The organism is Companilactobacillus kimchiensis, assembly GCF_001438805.1.
Classification (GTDB): Bacteria; Bacillota; Bacilli; order Lactobacillales; family Lactobacillaceae; genus Companilactobacillus; species Companilactobacillus kimchiensis.
Genome location: NZ_JQCF01000002.1, coordinates 138,516 through 157,681, shown reverse-complemented (window position 1 = coordinate 157,681; position 19,166 = coordinate 138,516). Strand labels below are relative to the sequence as shown.

Annotated in this window: 23 protein-coding genes; 9 read left to right on the top strand and 14 right to left on the bottom strand. The window is 35.2% G+C overall.

All coding sequences use genetic code 11. The features are described from left to right. Positions 1-92: 92 nt before the first annotated feature. Positions 93-254 carry a hypothetical protein gene (locus IV57_RS13110; RefSeq protein WP_157051885.1) on the bottom strand — a complete coding sequence of 54 codons (162 nt, stop codon included), beginning with the start codon at positions 252-254 and terminating at the stop codon, positions 93-95. 424 nt (positions 255-678) lie between these two features. Between IV57_RS13110 and rbsU the strand changes: the two genes are divergently transcribed. After that, on the top strand, positions 679-1,569 hold the full coding sequence (gene rbsU, locus IV57_RS02350; protein ID WP_057879883.1) for a ribose/proton symporter RbsU: 891 nt from the start codon (positions 679-681) through the stop codon (positions 1,567-1,569). A gap of 257 nt (positions 1,570-1,826) precedes the next feature. Here rbsU and IV57_RS02345 read toward each other — a convergent pair whose 3' ends face one another. The 3 genes from IV57_RS02345 to IV57_RS02335 all read right to left on the bottom strand — a co-directional run bounded on the left by IV57_RS02345 (position 1,827) and on the right by IV57_RS02335 (position 3,819). Further along, positions 1,827-2,399 carry an LOG family protein gene (locus tag IV57_RS02345; RefSeq protein ID WP_057879882.1) on the bottom strand — a complete coding sequence of 191 codons (573 nt, stop codon included), beginning with the start codon at positions 2,397-2,399 and terminating at the stop codon, positions 1,827-1,829. 13 nt (positions 2,400-2,412) lie between these two features. Beyond that, on the bottom strand, positions 2,413-3,240 hold the full coding sequence (locus tag IV57_RS02340; RefSeq protein WP_057879881.1) for a site-specific integrase: 828 nt from the start codon (positions 3,238-3,240) through the stop codon (positions 2,413-2,415). Positions 3,241-3,339: 99 nt separating this feature from the next. Further along, a complete protein-coding gene (locus IV57_RS02335; protein WP_057879880.1) occupies positions 3,340-3,819 on the bottom strand; it encodes a PTS sugar transporter subunit IIA in 480 nt (159 codons plus the stop codon). Positions 3,820-4,057: 238 nt separating this feature from the next. Between IV57_RS02335 and IV57_RS02330 the strand changes: the two genes are divergently transcribed. The 6 genes from IV57_RS02330 to IV57_RS02305 all read left to right on the top strand — a co-directional run bounded on the left by IV57_RS02330 (position 4,058) and on the right by IV57_RS02305 (position 10,299). Further along, a complete protein-coding gene (locus IV57_RS02330; protein WP_083488868.1) occupies positions 4,058-4,543 on the top strand; it encodes a methylated-DNA--[protein]-cysteine S-methyltransferase in 486 nt (161 codons plus the stop codon). A 126-nt stretch (positions 4,544-4,669) separates the two neighbouring features. Beyond that, entirely contained in the window at positions 4,670-5,413 is a 744-nt protein-coding gene (locus tag IV57_RS02325) for an ABC transporter ATP-binding protein (protein WP_057879878.1), read from the top strand. Further along, the gene (locus tag IV57_RS02320) at positions 5,391-6,485 is read left to right on the top strand and encodes an ABC transporter permease (RefSeq protein ID WP_057879877.1); all 1,095 of its coding nucleotides are present in this window, start codon (positions 5,391-5,393) and stop codon (positions 6,483-6,485) included. Before IV57_RS02325 ends, IV57_RS02320 begins: the two co-directional genes overlap by 23 nt. Positions 6,486-6,490: 5 nt before the next feature. Then, the gene (locus IV57_RS02315) at positions 6,491-7,135 is read left to right on the top strand and encodes a TetR/AcrR family transcriptional regulator (protein ID WP_057879876.1); all 645 of its coding nucleotides are present in this window, start codon (positions 6,491-6,493) and stop codon (positions 7,133-7,135) included. A gap of 69 nt (positions 7,136-7,204) precedes the next feature. Further along, positions 7,205-8,995 carry a DNA helicase RecQ gene (gene recQ, locus IV57_RS02310; protein ID WP_057879875.1) on the top strand — a complete coding sequence of 597 codons (1,791 nt, stop codon included), beginning with the start codon at positions 7,205-7,207 and terminating at the stop codon, positions 8,993-8,995. Positions 8,996-9,423: 428 nt separating this feature from the next. After that, positions 9,424-10,299, top strand: a complete 876-nt coding sequence (locus tag IV57_RS02305) for a metallophosphoesterase family protein (RefSeq protein ID WP_057879874.1) — start codon at positions 9,424-9,426, stop codon at positions 10,297-10,299. 455 nt (positions 10,300-10,754) lie between these two features. Here the strand turns inward: IV57_RS02305 and IV57_RS13105 are convergent, their stop codons facing one another. Genes IV57_RS13105 through IV57_RS02295 form a run of 3 tightly spaced genes read right to left on the bottom strand, consistent with a single transcriptional unit; the run spans position 10,755 to position 12,058 of the window. Continuing rightward, positions 10,755-11,069 (bottom strand): MFS transporter, encoded by a 315-nt coding sequence (locus IV57_RS13105; RefSeq protein ID WP_157051884.1) that lies wholly within the window; start codon positions 11,067-11,069, stop codon positions 10,755-10,757. Beyond that, on the bottom strand, positions 11,018-11,563 hold the full coding sequence (locus tag IV57_RS02300; RefSeq protein ID WP_057879873.1) for an MFS transporter: 546 nt from the start codon (positions 11,561-11,563) through the stop codon (positions 11,018-11,020). Before IV57_RS02300 ends, IV57_RS13105 begins: the two co-directional genes overlap by 52 nt. A gap of 48 nt (positions 11,564-11,611) precedes the next feature. Further along, positions 11,612-12,058: an MFS transporter gene (locus tag IV57_RS02295; RefSeq protein ID WP_162261206.1), complete on the bottom strand. Its 447-nt coding sequence runs from the start codon at positions 12,056-12,058 to the stop codon at positions 11,612-11,614. Positions 12,059-12,217: 159 nt separating this feature from the next. On the opposite strand from IV57_RS02295, the gene IV57_RS02290 reads away from it, so the two are divergent. After that, positions 12,218-13,105: a LysR family transcriptional regulator gene (locus tag IV57_RS02290; protein WP_057879871.1), complete on the top strand. Its 888-nt coding sequence runs from the start codon at positions 12,218-12,220 to the stop codon at positions 13,103-13,105. A 45-nt stretch (positions 13,106-13,150) separates the two neighbouring features. Here the strand turns inward: IV57_RS02290 and IV57_RS02285 are convergent, their stop codons facing one another. The 5 genes from IV57_RS02285 to IV57_RS02265 are packed head-to-tail and all read right to left on the bottom strand — an operon-like array spanning position 13,151 to position 16,393. Further along, the gene (locus tag IV57_RS02285) at positions 13,151-13,810 is read right to left on the bottom strand and encodes an NAD(P)H-binding protein (protein ID WP_057879870.1); all 660 of its coding nucleotides are present in this window, start codon (positions 13,808-13,810) and stop codon (positions 13,151-13,153) included. Between the two features lie 17 nt (positions 13,811-13,827). After that, positions 13,828-14,583, bottom strand: a complete 756-nt coding sequence (locus IV57_RS02280) for an SDR family NAD(P)-dependent oxidoreductase (protein ID WP_057879869.1) — start codon at positions 14,581-14,583, stop codon at positions 13,828-13,830. Positions 14,584-14,595: 12 nt separating this feature from the next. After that, the gene (locus IV57_RS02275; protein ID WP_057879868.1) at positions 14,596-14,949 is read right to left on the bottom strand and encodes a cyclophilin-like fold protein; all 354 of its coding nucleotides are present in this window, start codon (positions 14,947-14,949) and stop codon (positions 14,596-14,598) included. Between the two features lie 22 nt (positions 14,950-14,971). Continuing rightward, a complete protein-coding gene (locus tag IV57_RS02270) occupies positions 14,972-15,715 on the bottom strand; it encodes an SDR family oxidoreductase (protein WP_057879867.1) in 744 nt (247 codons plus the stop codon). A 39-nt stretch (positions 15,716-15,754) separates the two neighbouring features. Then, entirely contained in the window at positions 15,755-16,393 is a 639-nt protein-coding gene (locus IV57_RS02265; RefSeq protein ID WP_057879866.1) for an NAD(P)H-binding protein, read from the bottom strand. A 155-nt stretch (positions 16,394-16,548) separates the two neighbouring features. Between IV57_RS02265 and IV57_RS02260 the strand changes: the two genes are divergently transcribed. After that, positions 16,549-17,481, top strand: coding sequence for a LysR family transcriptional regulator (locus IV57_RS02260; RefSeq protein ID WP_057879865.1), 933 nt, complete (start codon positions 16,549-16,551; stop codon positions 17,479-17,481). 2 nt (positions 17,482-17,483) lie between these two features. On the opposite strand, the gene IV57_RS02255 is transcribed toward IV57_RS02260, so the two are convergent. Continuing rightward, positions 17,484-18,191 carry an SDR family NAD(P)-dependent oxidoreductase gene (locus tag IV57_RS02255; protein ID WP_057879864.1) on the bottom strand — a complete coding sequence of 236 codons (708 nt, stop codon included), beginning with the start codon at positions 18,189-18,191 and terminating at the stop codon, positions 17,484-17,486. 16 nt (positions 18,192-18,207) lie between these two features. Beyond that, positions 18,208-19,068 (bottom strand): aldo/keto reductase, encoded by an 861-nt coding sequence (locus tag IV57_RS02250; RefSeq protein WP_157051886.1) that lies wholly within the window; start codon positions 19,066-19,068, stop codon positions 18,208-18,210. Positions 19,069-19,166 lie beyond the last annotated feature (98 nt).

Here is a 19,166-nt window from a genome sequence, read left to right as displayed (position 1 = left end):
TTAATTTTAGAGACTTATGTCACAGCCTCTTATTTTTTTCGTATATATAGGTAGTTGACCCTTCAACTGGACCATCATTGTCAGGGACATTCTTAGAACAATGCTAGATATAAACCAAATAGTAAAATAACGACATAAAGTCCCATTTTTCCGGTTAATAATTTTGTACCAAATTGTTTAGAATTACTGATAAAACCTACAATTGCTACGATAACTAAGAGTACTAAGCCCCAACCTAAGAGTCTAATGATCATAAAGGAAACCTCCTAAATATAATTTCAGCTTTTATTGTCGTCGGATTTTGGACATTCATTTTTTAATTGTCTAAATATTGAATAGCATAATTAACTTGGTCAAGTGTAAATCTCTCATCAGTCTGTGAGGTAAGTTGTTCGTATATCCAGGAATAGACACTATACTTATTATATAATTCGGGAAGAAAAAACGCCGATATTCTTATATAATATTTATTTTTATGAAAAACTAATGGATTACTTATGTAAAATACATTAATATGTAATATTATCAGAAAATAAAATCGTTTTCTTGAAAACACTTTCTCTTTTCTGCTATAATACTTGCATTGTGAAAGAACTGCTGGGTATTTTTTCTAATCTAGCAGTTTTTAAATTGAGAGAATGAAATATCAAACGTATTTCAATGAGGGAGTTTTAATTAATGAATGCATTAAATCTATTGATTGGTCTTATGCCAATGATCGGATGGGGACTATTTCCCATTCTTACTGGTAAATTTGGCGGTAAACCAGTTAATCAAATCCTTGGAACAACTTATGGTACTTTGATTTTTGCCATAGTAGTTGCACTTGTTCGTCAGACACCAATGTTAGGTGGCAAAGAATTTCTCTTTACTTTCCTATCAGGTGCTTTTTGGTCATTAGGTCAAATCTTAGTATTTTATGCTTTTTCTGAGATGGGTGTTTCCAGAACTATGCCAATTTCAACTGGTTTCCAATTAGTCGGAGCTTCATTATGGAGTGTCCTGGTCCTTGGTGAATGGGCTAAAGGCAGTGCCAAAATGATTGGTTTCTCAGCGATTGTCCTGATTATCTTTGGTGTTTGGTTGACAACTTTTAGTGAAAAGAAGTTACCTAAAGAAGATGGTGGTTTCAATGCCGTTAAGGGAACAATCTTAGTTGCGTTTGCTGAAATTGGTTACTTAGGTTACTCAGCTTTCCCACAAGCAGTTACCGTTAATGGTTTTGAAGCATTTTTGCCTCAAGCCTTAGGTATGGCAGTGGTCGCTACGATCTTTGCAGTAGTTACGAAGAAGAATCGTTCTGAGAAGCCATTTAAGGCAAAGAGTTCATATACGAATATTATCAGTGGGTTCTTCTTTGCATTTGCGGCTTTGACATACTTGATCTCAGCTCGTCCTAATGTTAATGGATTAGCTACTGGTTTTATCCTTTCACAAATGAATGTTATCATCGCAACTTTAGGTGGTATTTATATTCTGCATGAAAGAAAGACAAAAAAAGAAATGGTCTTTATTCTATCTGGTTTAGTATTAGTTGTTATTGCCGGTAGTGTAACAACACTTCTATAATAAAAAGCAAATTAAAAACACGTTGGAAAATTAATTCCAGCGTGCTTTTTTGTTATATATCAGAGAGTTTTTAAATTGAATTGGTCTATCTTTTACTAATTATACAAAATTGGGAGGATATTTATTTGTACGTAGTATTAATGAGAAAATTATATTTTGTAATGTATATCTAAGGAGTATATTCGCCAGATATTTCTTATCTATCTGACAAGTAGAATATAACCCCAAATGAAATAGGAGTTAAATAATATGCTCAATTATTTAGTATTATAATCACGTAAAGTTGGTGGGGTATAAGTATTGATGAATTGACCAATTTCCGTTAAAGAATCACTAAACAGTAGGGTTTTACGAGTCCTCTCTTCCATGAATCCTCGATCGGTCATGGAATTAAAAAAGCTTTCTAGGTCGTCATAATAATGATTGATGTTGTAAAAGACACAAGGACTGGTACTGTCGCCAATGATTGTCCAAGAGAAGGCCTCAGAGATTTCTTCTAGTGTCCCAGGCCCTCCAGGCAGAGCGATATTTGCGACAGAGTCATTTAACATAGCTTGTTTCCTTTGCGACATATCAGAGACAATATCCAATTTGGATAGTTGATTGTGTGATAGTTCTCGACTAGCTAACTCGGTAGTAATAATCCCGTGTACGAATCCATGATTATTGAGGACACTGTCAGCAACGACACCCATTAATCCGTAACGACCACCGCCATAAGTTAATCCGTAATTATTTTTAACGATCCATTGGCCGAGCTTTTTAGCACCAGTCGTATAAATTTCTTCATTTCCTGTGGACGCACCACAATATACTGCAATGTTTTTCATGATTTTTCTTTCCTTAGATATCAAAATTTGTCTCTCGCTTGAGTCGGCGATAATACATTAGTGATGGTGTATCCAGTGCATCTAGGGCATTTTGTTGATCATCAGAAAGATTTCTCGTACTCAAAGCTAGTAAAATAAAAGTTGTGTAAAGTTTTTTGGGTGCTAGATCAAGTTTAGTTGTATCGCTATCACGTTTGAGATCACGATGTAAGGCACTCACAGTAAGCAGGGGAGTATTAGCACCACGATTACGACTTAAGAATAGATTATCATTATTCCAATATGAACGGTATGGTTCGACATACGCTTTGTATAAATTTAAGAATCTCTCCTCAGCATCATCAAATTTCATTTGCTCAAACTTTTGATAAAAATTTGGTTCCAAGGCATCTTTATAGTTAAAGCCCTTAGAGATGATCAAGATAAGCAATCTGGTGTAGATACTGAGTGGTGCGGCCAAATAATCTGGCAATTTCAAAAAGACCACGGTTGGGAAATCTGATTGTTTAGCGACCGTTACGCTGTTGATGTTAAGCGTGGGAATCTCAGGACTTTTTTTAACGCCAAAGAGGTACTTAAAGTAGACGTTGAGGTTACTGATAACCTTGTTGATAGTGCTAGGACTAAGCTGTAGGTTATCGAGCATAAAGTTTTTGAATAAGCGGACATCCATTTCATGAACATCTTTAATATCTTCCGATATTTTATAATCATTATTGTGTTGAATCGTGTAGGTAAAGAAATCATTAAGTGAATTCATATATTCTGTGTGTGCTTTGGGTGAGATCTGCCGAGTTTTTAAGTAGGCCTCAAAGCCAGATAGATAAGGAATTTTAACCATAGTAGAACCTCCGATACTTATTATACAGTTAGTCAAATTTACTCACAAAAATAAAGTAAAAAAAAGAACCAGGTTGATACCCCCAGCTCTGTTTGAGTTTTAATTAACATTTACGTCTAAAGCAGTTTCCCCAGCAGCAATATTCTTTTCTTCAAAAGTACCCATATCTTTGACCGCATCAGAATTAGTGATAATGGTCATAATTGAAGTAGCCTTTTTGGCAGCTTGAACTTGTGCTAGATCCATAGTAGCCAATTTTTGACCAGCTACAACAGTATCATTTTCTTTAACAAACATTTCAAAAGGTTTGCCATTTAATTCTACGGTATCAATACCTAAATGGAGCATTATTTCTAGTCCATGAGCAGAGGTGATCATTAAAGCATGCTTGGTTGGGAACACGGTACCGATGATACCACCGATTGGAGCAACGATTTCATCACTAGTTGGCATTATAGCAAAGCCATCGCCCATTAATTTTTGTGAGAAAACTGGATCACTGACTTTGTCCAAATGAACCAATTTACCAGTAGCGGGTGAAACAAACTCGTCAATCTTTTTTCTTGAGAATAATCCCATTTTATCTTCCTCCTTGAAATTCTTAGCAAGATACCTCTGTGATGAAATGATCGTTTTTGAAGGTTCGAGGAGAGTTCAAAGGGATCAAAAATTACAGTAAGTTAATTTCACTAATACGCTTACATTTCAAGCGTCAATATAATTATAAGGAATTTATTCTGATTTGCAAGAAACGATATTGCACTTTTTAAGTAGTGGGTAGCATATACTAAGGCTAGACAAAAAGGTGGTGCGAAAGATGCAAACAATTTATTATCATAGTTTTAAAATAGAACAGCATAATTATCTGTTGGGTGCCACCAGTAATGGATTGGCATTTGTTGGTTCTCAGGATGGGGATGTGACGGAATTAAAGCAATTTTATCCTGAGGCGGTCTTAGTTGATAGTAAGGCACAGGTCAATGATTACAGGGTACAATTAGAAGAATATCTTCAAGGTGTTAGAAAAGAGTTTACAATCAAGCAGGATATTACGGGGACTTCGTTTCAAGAGGCTGTCTGGCAACAAGTAGCACAAATTCCTTATGGTCAGGTTAGTAATTATACCAAAATTGCTCAAGCTATCAATCGGCCTCAGGCAATTCGGGCTGTCGGAACAGCAATCGGTAAAAATCCCTTGTTGATGGTAATACCATGTCATCGGGTCTTGACTAAGACGGGGAAGCTTGGTGGTTATCGGGGCGGATTGCAGATGAAACAGACATTATTAAATTTAGAAAAATAGATTTTATCCGGCATGTCTGTTTAGATCAAATGGAGATGCTTTTCTTTTGGAGAAAAAAGTTTTATACTCAATTTAAACATTTGGTGAGTAAACACTCACTCACCTATTTAACGGAGGTCATATCAAATGTATAATACAGTAATTTCATTAAATAGAATTATTAAAAAATTTGGTAAACAAACAGTTTTGAATAATATTAATTTTCAGATTCCGCAAGGACGAATCATTGGCCTGATCGGACCATCTGGAGCAGGTAAGTCGACAATCATTAAAATCATCTTAGGGATGGAGATTCCAGATTCCGGTCAGACAACCGTTTTTAACCAACAGATGCCTAATCGACTGTTACTTGGTAAAATTGGCTATATGGCGCAATCAGATGCCTTATACGAGCAGTTAACGGGGCGCGAGAACCTGCAATTCTATGCAGATATGAAAGCTATTAAGGGACGGGCAGCCAATCAACAGATTCAGCATGTTACCCAAGTGGTCGAATTGACCACAGCCTTAGATAAACGAGTTAGTGGTTATTCTGGTGGAATGAAACGGCGTTTGTCATTAGCAATTGCTCTTTTAGGATTTAATCAGATCTTGATCTTGGATGAACCGACGGTCGGAGTAGATCCAGCTTTACGAAGAAAGATTTGGACTGAGTTACAGAATTTGCGAAATCAAGGGAAAACTATTCTAGTAACCACTCATGTGATGGATGAAGCTGAATTGACTGATGATGTGGCTTTATTACTGGGTGGACAGATCATTGCGTATAATGACCCAGCTAGTTTGAAACAAGCGTATCAAGTAGATTCAATTGAAGATGTTTTTTTGAAAGCGGAGGCGCAGCAAAATGAGAAGAATCTCTATCGCTAAACGAGTTACTAAAGAATTATTACGTGATAAAAGGACCTTGGCTTTAATGTTTTTAGCACCAATTCTAGTATTATTTTTGATGAAACTAGTCTTCTCCGTGAATTCATCCACTGATGTTGATTTAGCAACGGTCAATGTTAACACTAGCTTGGTCAACACTCTTGATAAAGTCAGTCATATCTCAACTAAGCAGTATCAATCTAATCAAAAGGCGCAGCAGGCTTTGGATGACAAAAAAGTCGATGCAGTGATCAATTATCGCAATAGTGACTTTTACGTTACCTATGCTAATACAGATGCTAGTAAAACGAATCTTACAAAAGCAGCTTTGAAAAGTTCAATCATCGTCAATACTACTAAGCAGTTACAGACGACTTTACAAAAAATCCAGGCACAAGTGCCTAATGCACCGGAGAATCGGGTCCATCAGAGTAAAATTCATAATAAATATCGCTATGGGGATGCTGATACCAGTTTCTTTGATAAAATTGTTCCGATCCTAATGGGATTCTTCGTCTTTTTCTTTGTCTTTTTAATTTCGGGAATGGCATTATTGAATGAGCGGACATCAGGAACATTGAATCGTTTATTAGCAACTCCAGTTAAGAGATCAGATATCGTTTTTGGTTATATGCTCAGTTATGGCGGGTTGGCTATTATTCAAACCTTGATTATTGTTCTCTTTACGGTTTGGGCGTTAAATGTCGAAGTGGTTGGTAATATCTTTTACGTAATTTTAATTAACTTCATTCTAGCGTTGGTCGCTTTAGCCTTTGGTATCTTAATGTCGACATTTGCCAAGTCGGAGTTTCAAATGATGCAATTTATTCCCTTAGTTATTGTTCCACAGGTCTTTTTCTCCGGAATTATTCCCTTGGATACGATGGCTAATGGGGTGAAGGTGATTTCGTATATTCTACCGTTGAAGTACGCTGGAGATGCTCTGACTGGCATCGTAATGTCGGGCGATGGCTTGGTAAAAATTTTACCATCGATTGGAATCTTATTGATCTTCTTAGTTGTTTTAACGATGTTAAATATTATTGGTTTAAAAAAGTATAGAAAGGTTTAGAAAAGATGGAAAAAGCATTTGAGGATTTAAACGACTGGTTAACAACTAGTGATATGCCTAATGGTAAGAAAAAGGTTTTGCAAGCAGCTATAAAATTATTTTCGGTTCAAGGATATGATGGAACCTCTACAGCACAGATTGCCGAAAGTTCAGGTATGAGTCAGGCTACCATTTTTAAGTATTTTAAATCAAAGGATGACTTGTTGTTATTTATTATTGATCCAATTATTGAACATATCTTACCAGCTTATGGGAAAAGTTTTACCGAACAGGTCAAACAGAATAAGGCGGATCTGGCAGGAATCGTGCATTTTATCGTTACCAATCGTTTTCAATTTTTAGTACAGAATAAAGATGCGGCTATTATTTTGATCTCACAGGTTTTAATTAATGATAAAGTACGTAATATGTTAATAGATAAAATCATGACAGTTAAAGGGATGTTCCTAGATAATGTCTGGCAGTCATTACAGGACACTGGGGAGATGCGAACCGATATTGAGCCGGTAGATTTTATTAGATTAGTCGTTAGTCAGTTACTATTTTATTTTTTACAGAGTCAGAGAATCCTTGATCATGCTAATGAGCAGCAAATTCAAATGGATTTAGAACAGATCACTAAATTAGTTATTCGAGCCATCAAGAAATAATTTATCTACTAAATCGGTTGTGATATGCTTGTTCTATATTATTTTTAGACTGGAGGAGAGTACTTAAACTTGAATTTAGAAGCTATTTTAAAAGAAGAGTTTGGTTATGATACTTTCCGACCGGGCCAAAGACAACTGATCGAGAAGGTAATGGCCGGTAAGAGGGCTATGGGAATCATGCCAACCGGTGGTGGGAAATCCATTTGTTATCAATTACCGGCTACAATACTTCCAGGAATAACCCTAGTTGTTTCACCTTTGATATCTTTAATGAAAGATCAAGTTGACAGTTTGAACGAAGTTGGTATTCCAGCTACTTATCTGAACAGTACTGTGGAGTGGCACGATCGTGAAGAGAGAATGCGTTATATCGAAAGTGGTGCCGTAAAGCTATTGTTTGTTGCCCCAGAGAAGATTGTTGATGATGAATTTTATAGTTGGCTAACCGCCTTAGATATATCATTGATAGCAATTGACGAGGCACATGTTCTCTCGTCTTGGGGACATGACTTTCGAGATAGTTATCTTAAGATGATCGAACCATTAAAACAAATACCAGGAACTCCAGCTTGGTTAGCGTTGACGGCTACTGCTACCGAACAAGTTCAAGATGATTTAGCTAATATCTTGGATATTACTGATCAGAACATTATCAAAACTGGTTTTGATCGTGATAATTTGGCTTTGAAGATTGAGCGTGGTATTGATAAAACTGAATTTATTTTAAATTATGTTAAATCCCATATCGATGAATCAGGTATTATTTATGCTGGTCGTCGTGAAGATGTTGATAATATCTATAATTTTTTAAAAGATAATGAAGTTAAAGTTGGACGCTATCATGCTGGATTGAGTGATCAAGAACGCCATCAGCAGCAAGAGGATTTTCTATTTGATCGAATTAATGTTATTGTCGCGACTAATGCCTTTGGAATGGGTATCAACAAGACTAATGTGCGCTATGTCCTGCATTTTACTATTCCAGGTACAATTGAAAGCTATTATCAAGAGGTCGGCCGTGCAGGACGTGATGGTTTACCAGCCGAAGCAGTCTTATTATATGCTCCTGTCGATCTACGATTGCATCAGTTCTTTATTGATAAATCCCAGGGTGATGATCAATATAAATTTAGTCTTAAGAATAAATTATTTGAGATGAGTCGTTATGCCGAAACTGAATCTTGTCTGATGAAATTTATTTTAGATTATTTTGGTGAAACCGAGACGAATCCTTGCGGTCGTTGTTCCAATTGTTTAGATGATCGTGAAGTTGTTGATATCACTTCAGATGTTCAAAAGGCACTTAGTTGTGTCGTACGAATGAATCAAAAGTATGGTAAAAAGGTTATTACCCGTGTATTGGTTGGTAAGGATGATATGGCTGATGATTGGCGCCATTTTGAAAAATTATCGACCTTTGGAATCTTTAAAGATAAGACTTTAAAGGAGACTAGTCGTTTGATTGATTTTTTAACCGCTAATGGTTTTTTAAGAAGTAGTGGTGGGGAGTATCCAATTCTATTATTGTCCGAGAAGGGTTCCGCCGTGTTGAAGGGTAAAGTTAATGTAGCTCGTAAGCGAGAGCTTGAACGAGTACCTGCGGCTAAACCAATGGTGGCTGATGGTAGTTTTGATGTTGCACTCTTTGAAAAACTCCGATCTTTGCGCCTGAGTTTTGCACGTAAGCAGGGATTGCCACCATTTATGATCTTTTCGGATAAAACACTCAAGGATATGTGTGTTCGGATACCAACTAATAATGGTGAATTCTTAGCCGTCAGTGGTGTAGGGAAAGTAAAACTTGAACAATATGGGGCAGATTTCATTAATGAAATCAAAGAATTCCAAGAAGCTGAATAGAATTAATGATGAAAGTAGCTATAATAGCTACTTTTTTATATTCAAGGGAAGTTAAATGTTTTACGAAAACATTAAAAGAAGATAAAAACAAATCAAAAGAGAGAAGTTTAACAAAAGCTTGTTAGACTAGGGTGTATGGACCGAAAATAATTGGATGATTTGAAAAGTGGTTAAATATTGGTCTACAAATAGTTGATTTTGAAGTAGGAAGACGTCTTAGAAGGACCTTTAAACGTGATTTCGCGATGAGTTGTTACCCTGAAGATACGAAAACGTTCAATAAATGCGTTTAAAATTGATCAGTTATTAGAATAATAGTATAAATGAATTTAAATGTTTTACGAAAACATCAACAAAAAAAACAATACAAAAGAACAAAACCAACAAATAAGTATAAAATAAAAATATATGACGAAAGGGAGTAAAAAATGAAAAAAGTAGCAATAATTTCAGATATCCACGGTAACTTCACTGCTTTTAAAAACGTGATTGCAGATGCTGAATCACAAAATGTTGATGAATATTGGTTTCTTGGCGACCTTTTAATGCCTGGACCTGGTACCGATTCTATTATGGAGCTACTCAATTCGATTAATACTACCCAAATGATCCGCGGTAATTGGGACGATTTCCTATTTGAGGATATCTTGACGATTGGTCGTAAGTACATTCAAGAGCCCCAAACCACCTACATAGTTGAGCTCATCAAATATGTTTCAGATCACATTGCCCCTAAATACCTTAATCAAATGCAGCAATGGCCAATCTACTCAGAAACCAAGATTAGTGGTTTAAATATCCTTTTGACGCACAATTATCCGGCTCAAAATCATGGTCATGAGCTTTTACCATATAAAAAACAGCAAAATTTCGATAAATTGCTCTTTAATAAACCATATGACATAGCTATTTATGGTCATACACACCATCAACTATTTAGAACCAGTAGCAATGATCAATTAGTCATTAATCCTGGTTCCATTGGACAACCATATACCGCTTGGGATAATTTCAATGCTGACAGACGCGCTCAGTACACGATTATAACTTTTGATGATACTGGTTACGGTGGAATTGATTTTAGAAAAGTTGCATATTCAATTGATGATGAATTGAAATTTGCTGAAGAAAATAATTTGCCATTCTTTAAACTGTATAAAAAAATCTTTACTGATGGCAAAGCATTTACACATAACAATGAAGCTTTGAATAAACAAATTGAAAAATATGACTATAAAAAAGATGTTTTGAAATATTTAGATCAATTAGCTAGATTTAAAGAAAATAGTTCCGAAAATAGTTAGCTTCTTATAATACATATTATGTAACCCTGAATATGAAATTCTCTTTTATTCAGCAAAATCCATATTTTGATCACTACTCTATTTACCTTTCTATAGTTTGATACCCATATAATTCAGTACGCTATTTTTATTACTAGTAACACAAAAGCAATCCATTATGATTAATATCTAATGGATTGCTTTTGTGTTTTTATTAGTACGTCAGATAAAATTGATTAAAAGCAATCTTATTAAAGCTACATGTCTAAATAACAATTGATGAACAATATTACATCTATAAGTATAAAATTACCTCTAACCCGTAAAATTTTAAATATATGTGACTATGAACATATATTGCTAAAAATTCAGAATGTTACAGACTCAAATAGATAATCATTCATCTATTACTACTGATTAAATCCAAGTTGGTGTTCCATAAGTTCCTCTTAATTTCAAATGTCACATCAAAATCATTACCTACGAACTACAGAAATTATTCTGGATTTTGATACTAGAATTAATGACAAACATAATGCAGTCAAGGAAAATATGGTAATACCGATAACTTGATAGTGGAAAGAAATACTTTGAGAGTTCATTGCTTTAGAAATAATCGACAAAATTGCTAATCCAAATGCCCCACCAATTTGGAGCATGACATTGATCATACTAGAACTGACACCAGATAAATTCTGTGCTGTATTCTCCACTGCAATACTGGTAACGGGACTTAAGACTAACCCTTGACGATTCCAACTGTGATCATAGGTAGAGCTACTGCCAGCCAATAATTAAACCCTGTTTTATATAATGATAGGCTACCAAAACCAATGGTTGTTATAATTAAACCAACAGTCATTAGTGGTATACTGCCAAATTTTTTAGTTAAATAACTGACCATATCGGCAGAAATGAAATTAAAGATAGTCATTGGTAAGAACGAAACTCCAACCATGATGGGACTTAGCTTATAGTCGTTTTGCAGCATGAGCGGAGTAAAGAACCAAAAACCAGTGATTGCTGCGGAGTAAGAAAAACGAATAATATATGCCATATTACGCTTAGTTGTTTTAAACAAATTTAATGGCAAAATTGGTTTATCGGTGGTGTACTCGTGATAAATAAAATAAATCAATAATAGTAATCCGATGGTCAATGAAATCAAATGTGAACCAATGCCACTGATACCATTGATGATAAAAATCATTGCCAAACACGAAATAATTGAACCAGTTAAATCTAATCTTTCCTTTCGGATGGTTCCTTTTTGTAAGAATTTCATTGATAATCCAATTAAAATGATAACAATAGGGACATTAACCAGAAACCCCTATCTCCATGACAAAAGAGTGGTTATTCCAGCGCCTATGATAAGACCTAGACTTACACCAATTCCAGACACGGCACCGTACATAGAGATGGCCACTACCCTATTATTTCCAGTGAAGGAATCCATGATAATTGCGAGAGTTGCTGGTGCAATAATAGCTGCCCCAATTCCATGTAGGGCTCTAAAGATAATTAATAATGTGGCCGTTGGCGATAGACCGACTAGAGTCGAACTTATTCCAAAAATCATTAGTCCTAGAATGAAGAGCCTTCTTCTACCGAAAATGTCACCTAATTTTCCGCCTAATAATAAAAGGCTTCCAAAAGTTAGTGCATAGGCATTACTGATCCAAGCTGCTGAGCTTGGATTCATATGTAAAGAACTACTTATTTCTTTTGAACAGGTAAATACAAGTGATGTATCAACAAGTATGATGAAATATCCCATTAGTACAATTATCATTGTTAAAATATTTTGATTTTTTTCATAACTACATATCCTTTAATAATTTATGTAGCTATATTAGTTCTGAATCGGATAATGTGGAAGAAACTCTTTTTTATCAGAGTATTAAATACAATTTACAACCCAAAGGATATTCTTAATATGATTGAATTATCAACCTTAAATATTTTTAATACCGTCGTCGAATCAGGTAGTTTTTCTTCGGCCTCTACCAAATTATTCATGTCCTCGCCTGCTGTGTTGCATCGAATGAATGGTTTGGAAGAATCACTTGGCGTTTCAGTCTTTGTTCGTAACGCGCAAGGAATAACCTTAACCAAACCGGGTGAAGTGCTATATTCTAATTCTAAAAAACTGCTCGAACAAAGTGAACACATTGTGAATATAGTGAAAAAAAGTGCGATGGAGACCAATCTAACAATTAGAATTGGTAGCGCCATAATTAATCCTATTGGTGATTTAAATGGGCTATGGAATCGAATTGCACAACGTTTACCGCAGTATCATTTACAATTTATCCCTCTAGAAAATGAGACATTCAAATTCCCTGATACTTACAATAATATGGGTAAAAAAGTTGACATTTTATTTAGTCCATATGGTATGAATTCAGTTCAGGATAAAATTAATTTTATTGAAGTTGGACGTTACAATTTTACTATTATGATGCATGTCAACGATCCACTAGCAAATAAAAAATCAATAGAGCTTGCTGATTTAGAGGGAGCTAGTGTTAATATGATGCCCATCGGTATGTCAAAGGAGATTGATCATGAAATCAAACGACAGGATTTAAAAATAAACTTAATCAATACAGATGCTCATTACACTATTAATACTTTTAATAGATTTACTGCATCGGGAAAATATTTACTATCCTTAAGTTGCTGGAACAATGTGTTACCTGGATTAATCAACAAGCCATTAGATGTTCCATTTAGCCTGCCCTATGGTTTCATTACCACAAATAAACCTGATGAGAGCTTGAAATTGTTCATCGATATTTTAAAATCTGAAATAAAAAAATAAACATCTTCCCAGGCCTTCAATCATCTTGAGAAGATGTTTATTTTTTTAAAGATCATGTTCAATTTCTCTGATTTTATTCAACATATTGTCGGTACCTGGTTTGCTAATACCAAAGCTTTCCTTGGAATATTTATCAGGCTTGTCAATTATTTTAATTACAAAGTCGGCGATACTAGACCTTGAGATCATGGTTCCCTTAAAGGTTTCACCTTTTTTGGTCAATTCATAGTCGACTTCATCATCATTTGTCATATAGGCAGCTCGGATAATACTGTATTGTAATTGGCTATTCTCGATGATCTTGGCGGCTTTTCTTGTGTCTTCTTTGGATTCATGACCAACATAATTCTCAACCCAAGATCCAAAAGGATCGGGAACTTCGTGGTATAGTCCTGAGCCAGTGATCCAGATAAGTTTATTGGTACTTGAGTCTGACATTGCATCTACAATGTTATGGGCCCACTGTTCCATATTGCCATTCAAATTAGCATAGACGATATCTTGTCCAACAAGGACTTCTTTAAGAAGTTCCTTATCACTGACACTACCTTCAATAATATTTACATTTCGGGCATCGTGTAGCTTATTTAATCTCTGGGAATTCCTTAGAATCAAAGTTAGTTTGTAATCCATATTATTGAGTAATATTTTCTCAACGATTCTAGCAATTTTACCATTAGCACCTAAAATTAATATGTTTTTCAATGGAATTTCTCCTTTATCTAATGAATCGTATATCCACCATCAACTGAAATACCTTGTCCAATAATGTAACTTGCATCATCGCTACATAGGAACAAAACAACTTTTGCTACCTCTTCTGGGTGTGCTAATCTACCGATTGGAATTTCTTTGATAAGATCATCCATAGCGTCTTTTTCAGTGGAATCCATTCGATCGACCATTGGTGTGTGAATAATACCAGGACAAACGGCGTTGATTCTAATACCATCTTGAGCGTATTCAAGTGCACTACTCTTAGTCATTCCTAAAACACCATGCTTTGAAGCGTGATAAGCACTACGTCCCGCAATACCAACTAATCCACCCATGGATGAACAATTAACGATGGCGCCTTTTGATCCCTGTTTGCTCATTTGTTTTAATTCATATTTCATTGATAAGAAGACGCCTTTTAGATTGATGTCCAAAACTTGATTATATTCATCAAGTGAGAGATCTTCAGTTTTAGTTGCTGGACTTTGAATACCAGCATTGTTGTAAGCAAAATCAAGATGTCCAAATTTTTTAACGGTAAAGTCGACCATATTTTTTACGTCGGTTTCATTTGAAACATCGCATTGAAATGATGCAGCTTTATAGCCTTGTTGTACCAATTCTTCAGCTTCCTTTTTAGGTTCATGTCTTCCTGCTAAGACCACTGAAGCACCTGCTTTAGCAAATAAGGTTGCGGCACTCAAACCAATACCAGTTCTTGCTCCAGTAACAATTACTACTTTTCCTGTAAAGTTTTCCATCTTGTTTATCTCCTATTTAATTAATTGAAAATTCATATTTAGATTCCCTGATTTATTTAAGAATGAAAGATCAGAAGTGATGTGTCCTATTTTTTGTAGTTCGTCAATAATTTCACCAGTCTGCTTATAAAAAATCACAAAACTGTGACGTGGTGCCCAATAAGCAATATCTCCTGATTCATAGCTACTAGTTTTCGCCTTTTTTGCTGGCAACTTTTCTGGGAATCGATAAGTCATTTCTCTTGAGTAAAGATTCAACATTTCTAAATTCAATGGGAATCGAGAAATTAATTCTTTTGAAGTATCACTGTCGTTAAAATTGGCATTCAATTCTTTATTGTCTACTGTGATTTTTACTTTAGTCATTAATTTAAACTCTCCTTGTTATTTAGCCTTGTTTTGTAGGATAAACGGTAAATTCATTGATATTAACGTCTTCTGGTTGGTCAATAGCGAAGTTGACTACTCGAGCAATGGCATCTGGTGTAATACCTACTGATTTATAAAGCTTATCCATTCCTTGTTTAGCATTCTTATCAGTGATGTGTTGAAGCAATTCAGTATTGATAGCAGCTGGGTAAACCGTGGCTGTGCGAATATTAGTCTGTTCTTGAGCACTTTCCATTCTGATAACTTCCATTAGATTTCTAACGGCAAATTTAGTAGCTCCATAGACACCAGAGCCGATAAAACTCTTTAAACCAGCGACTGATGATGTAGTGATGATTTGACCATGTTTTTGAGCAGTGAAATCGGGCATTACTGCTGCTACTCCGTTAAGAACACCTTTTAAATTAACATCGATCATGGCATTCCATTCATTGGTTTTTAAGGCACTGATTGGTGAAGTTGGCATGATACCAGCATTGTTATAAATAACATCAATTGCTCCAAACTTCTCTTTGGCTAAGGCTACCAAGGCCTTCAAATCTTCTGGATCAGTAACGTCGGTCACACGATAGGCAGCCTTGCCACCATTATTGATGATATCTTGGCTGATTTGACTCAAACGTTCTTCACGTCTAGCTCCTAAAACAACGCTAGCTCCGTTACTTGCTAAGAGTTTAGCTGTTGCTTCTCCGATTCCTGATGATGCTCCGGTAATTACAACTACTTTATTTTCTACTGACATATTAAATGTTCTCCTTTTTTATTTTGATACTATTAAGTTCTAATAAAACGATGGCTTATCCCATTCAGTATTTGGTTCTACAACACCAATACTTTCTGATTTATAAAGATTGGGATCTAACACAATATCCGTTACTAGTTTCGCCACAGCTTGACGTGTTACTTGAGTACCCTTCATTGGTTGACCTTGTGGAACGACTTGATATTTATAGTTTCCATCTTGGTTATAAAGCCAACTCATTCTTAGAAAAGTATAATCTAGCTTGCTTTGATCAATAACGGCAGCGGCTTTTTTAATTCCGGCATAGTCACCCATCATTTGTGCATTCCATTGACCAAACTTTCCAGCCACTTCATCATAAATACCTAAACCACCAGCGACAATTAATCTTTGAACTTGGTTATCATTCATAGCCTTAACAATATTTTTATTTGCATCAATGAAATGTCCTGTTGCCATATAAACAATATTTTGGTTCTTAATAGCACTTTCCAAATCAGAGATATTGTTCCAATCCCCATCGACTAAGGTTATCCGGTCGTTATTTTGATAATCAGTAAGTCTTTGGCTAGCTCGTCTAGCAAATAAGGTAATCTCTGTATCGGTATTTTCCAATAGCATTGGAATTAGATATTTGGAAATATTACTGGTAGCACCTAATAAAATTATTTTTGTCATATTTTTCTCCTAAACTTTTTGTTCATATCAGATCATTTTTGCTTGACTCGTTCTTGATTACAAATACTAGTATAATAGGATTTGATAATAATAGAAGAATCCAACAATTGATATGGTATTAACTAATGGTTGATACTATCTTGGGGAGTAATAATATGGATATAACACAGTTACAAACATTCGTTAGAGTTAGCCAATATGGAAGTTTTACAAAAGCCGGTGAACAGAGCTTCATCTCAGGAACCGCAGTTATGAAACAGATCAATCGTTTGGAAAGTGAACTTAACCTACAATTGTTCACTCGGACTGCTACTGGTACAAAATTAACGATTGAAGGACAGAAATTTCTTCCTTACGTGAATCAGATATTAAGCCTATTAGATACAGCAATTGAAGAAACTAGAAGAGCTGGCCTTTCAGGACAAAATATCATCACTGTTGGGACCTCGATCCTCCACCCTGCTGATCCATTCATGGATATTTGGAAAAAAATAACTGCACAAATGTCGGATTTTCAAATCCGCATTGTACAGTTACAGGAGGATCTTCAATCGAAGAACCGTGAGTATGCAATGTTAGGTAAAAATTGTGATTTAATAGTTGGAACTTTCGATAATTCAACGTTAAAACAATCATTTAACGCTATTACATTGGGACAGTACGATTTTGGGATTGCGGTTAGAAGTGATAATCCTTTAGCCAGACTTAGTAAAATAGATTTTACTGACTTAAGAAATCAGAAATTATTAAGTGTTCCTATGGGAATCAGTGAAAAAAATGACCAGTTAAGAAAACTTATTAATAGCGAGTATCCAGATATAGAAGTGGTTGAAACAACTGGCCGTTATGATATGAATACTTTTAATCAAGCTGTTGAAGAGAATATTCCCTTAATTACAGTAACACCCTGGAAAAGAATTCATCCAAATTTAGTTTCTGTTCCATTAGAAACTGATATCCATGTGCCATATGGAATACTAACTACTAAGTTTCCTGGAAGCAATGTAGATAGATTCTTACTAGAGCTTTCTAAAATTATTAGTTCTAAAACCTCATTCGTTCACTCCCAAGATATTTCTCATTTTTGAATTTAGCGTTTTGTGATTTCTTGTAACTTTTGTAAATACTGACGTTGTAAATCAATATCATCAGCTCTTTGATCGTAGCTATCAGGTTTTAAATGATAGAAATAACTGCCTGTAATTGAATGATCATTTGTTGTGGCAAGTTTTACTTGTGAGGTATAGCCCATGGTCAAATCGTCTGTTGCCATGCTGCCACCCATTCCAGTTGGAACCCAACCGGGATCAACTGCGGTCACAATTGTATCAGGTAGTTGTTTAGCAAAAATCTTTGTTAATAATAGGACCTGAAGTTTTGATGATGAATAATCTGTTGTACGTGGTAAATTGTTGATGTCTAGTCTTGCACCTTTATGCATTCCCGAACTAACATATACTATGCGCTTGGGCCTGTTGATAAGTGTCGTCAATAAATATGGTGCAATAACGTTAACTTTAAAAGTCAAATCAGTATCAGATGTGCTTACACCAGCATTGTATATCACGGTATCAAACGTCCCTAAATCATTAACCTGATTGGCAATACTGTCCACATCTTTACGATTTGACAAATCTCCAATTACTATATGTTTTGCATTTTGGAGCTTTTTTGAAACATCATTAGCACGTTGTTGATTTCGTGCGTGCAAGGTGACATCATTTCCTGATTCAATCAAATTTTTAGCGGTTAAATATCCGAGTCCTTCTGTAGACCCAGTTATAAATATACTTGTCATTAATTATTCCTCTCTCCTATTTTTGTTTCATTTCTTTAGTTAATTTTGCAAATCGTTCCACAGTTGATGGGTCATGAGGACTAAAGAACAGTGTTTTACCGGTATCTAATTGACTAATCGCGTCCATATCTTCATTTGATAGCTTAAAATTCCAAATATCGAGATTTTGTTGCATCCGCTCCTTGTGAACCGATTTTGGAATAATGATTATCCCGTTTTGAGTTAAAAACTTTAATGCAACTTGAGGACCAGTTTTATCATATTTTGCACCAATTTTTTTCAGTGTTTCATTCGTAAAGAAGTTATTACGTCCTTCAGCAAATGGTCCCCAGGATTCTAAATGAGTCCCGAATTTCTTCAAGTATTTCTTTAGCTCATTTTGTTGATAAAAAACATGTGTTTCAGACTGATTGATTGCTGGAACAATTCTACTGAATCTAACTAAATCAACATATCGGTCCGGCATGAAATTGGCGACACCTATTGCACGAATTTTCCCTTCGTCATATAGGTCTTCAAGTGCTCGATAGGCTCCATAATAGTCACCGTAAGGTTGATGAATCAAAACTAAATCAAGGTAGTTTGTCTGTAATTTTTCCAACGAAGTTTGAATCGATTTTTTAGTGTTTTCATAACCATAATTGGCAATCCATACCTTGGTAGTTAAGAAAATATCTTTACGATCAACCGAACTTTCCTTAATTGCTGCACCGACGGCTTCTTCATTAAAATAAATCTGTGCTGTATCAATCATGCGATAGCCGATATCTAACCCATCTAGGACTGCCATTTTAACATCTTCAAATTTTCCAGCATTAAGAACGCCTAATCCCTCTTGTGGCATCTCAATACCATTATTTAATTTTATTAGCGGAATATTCTTCATTATTGATCTGACCTTTTATATTTGTATTATTTGTTATTACTCATTTACAGGGATTATGGTAACAATTAATTTAGGTATTAAGAAGTGAT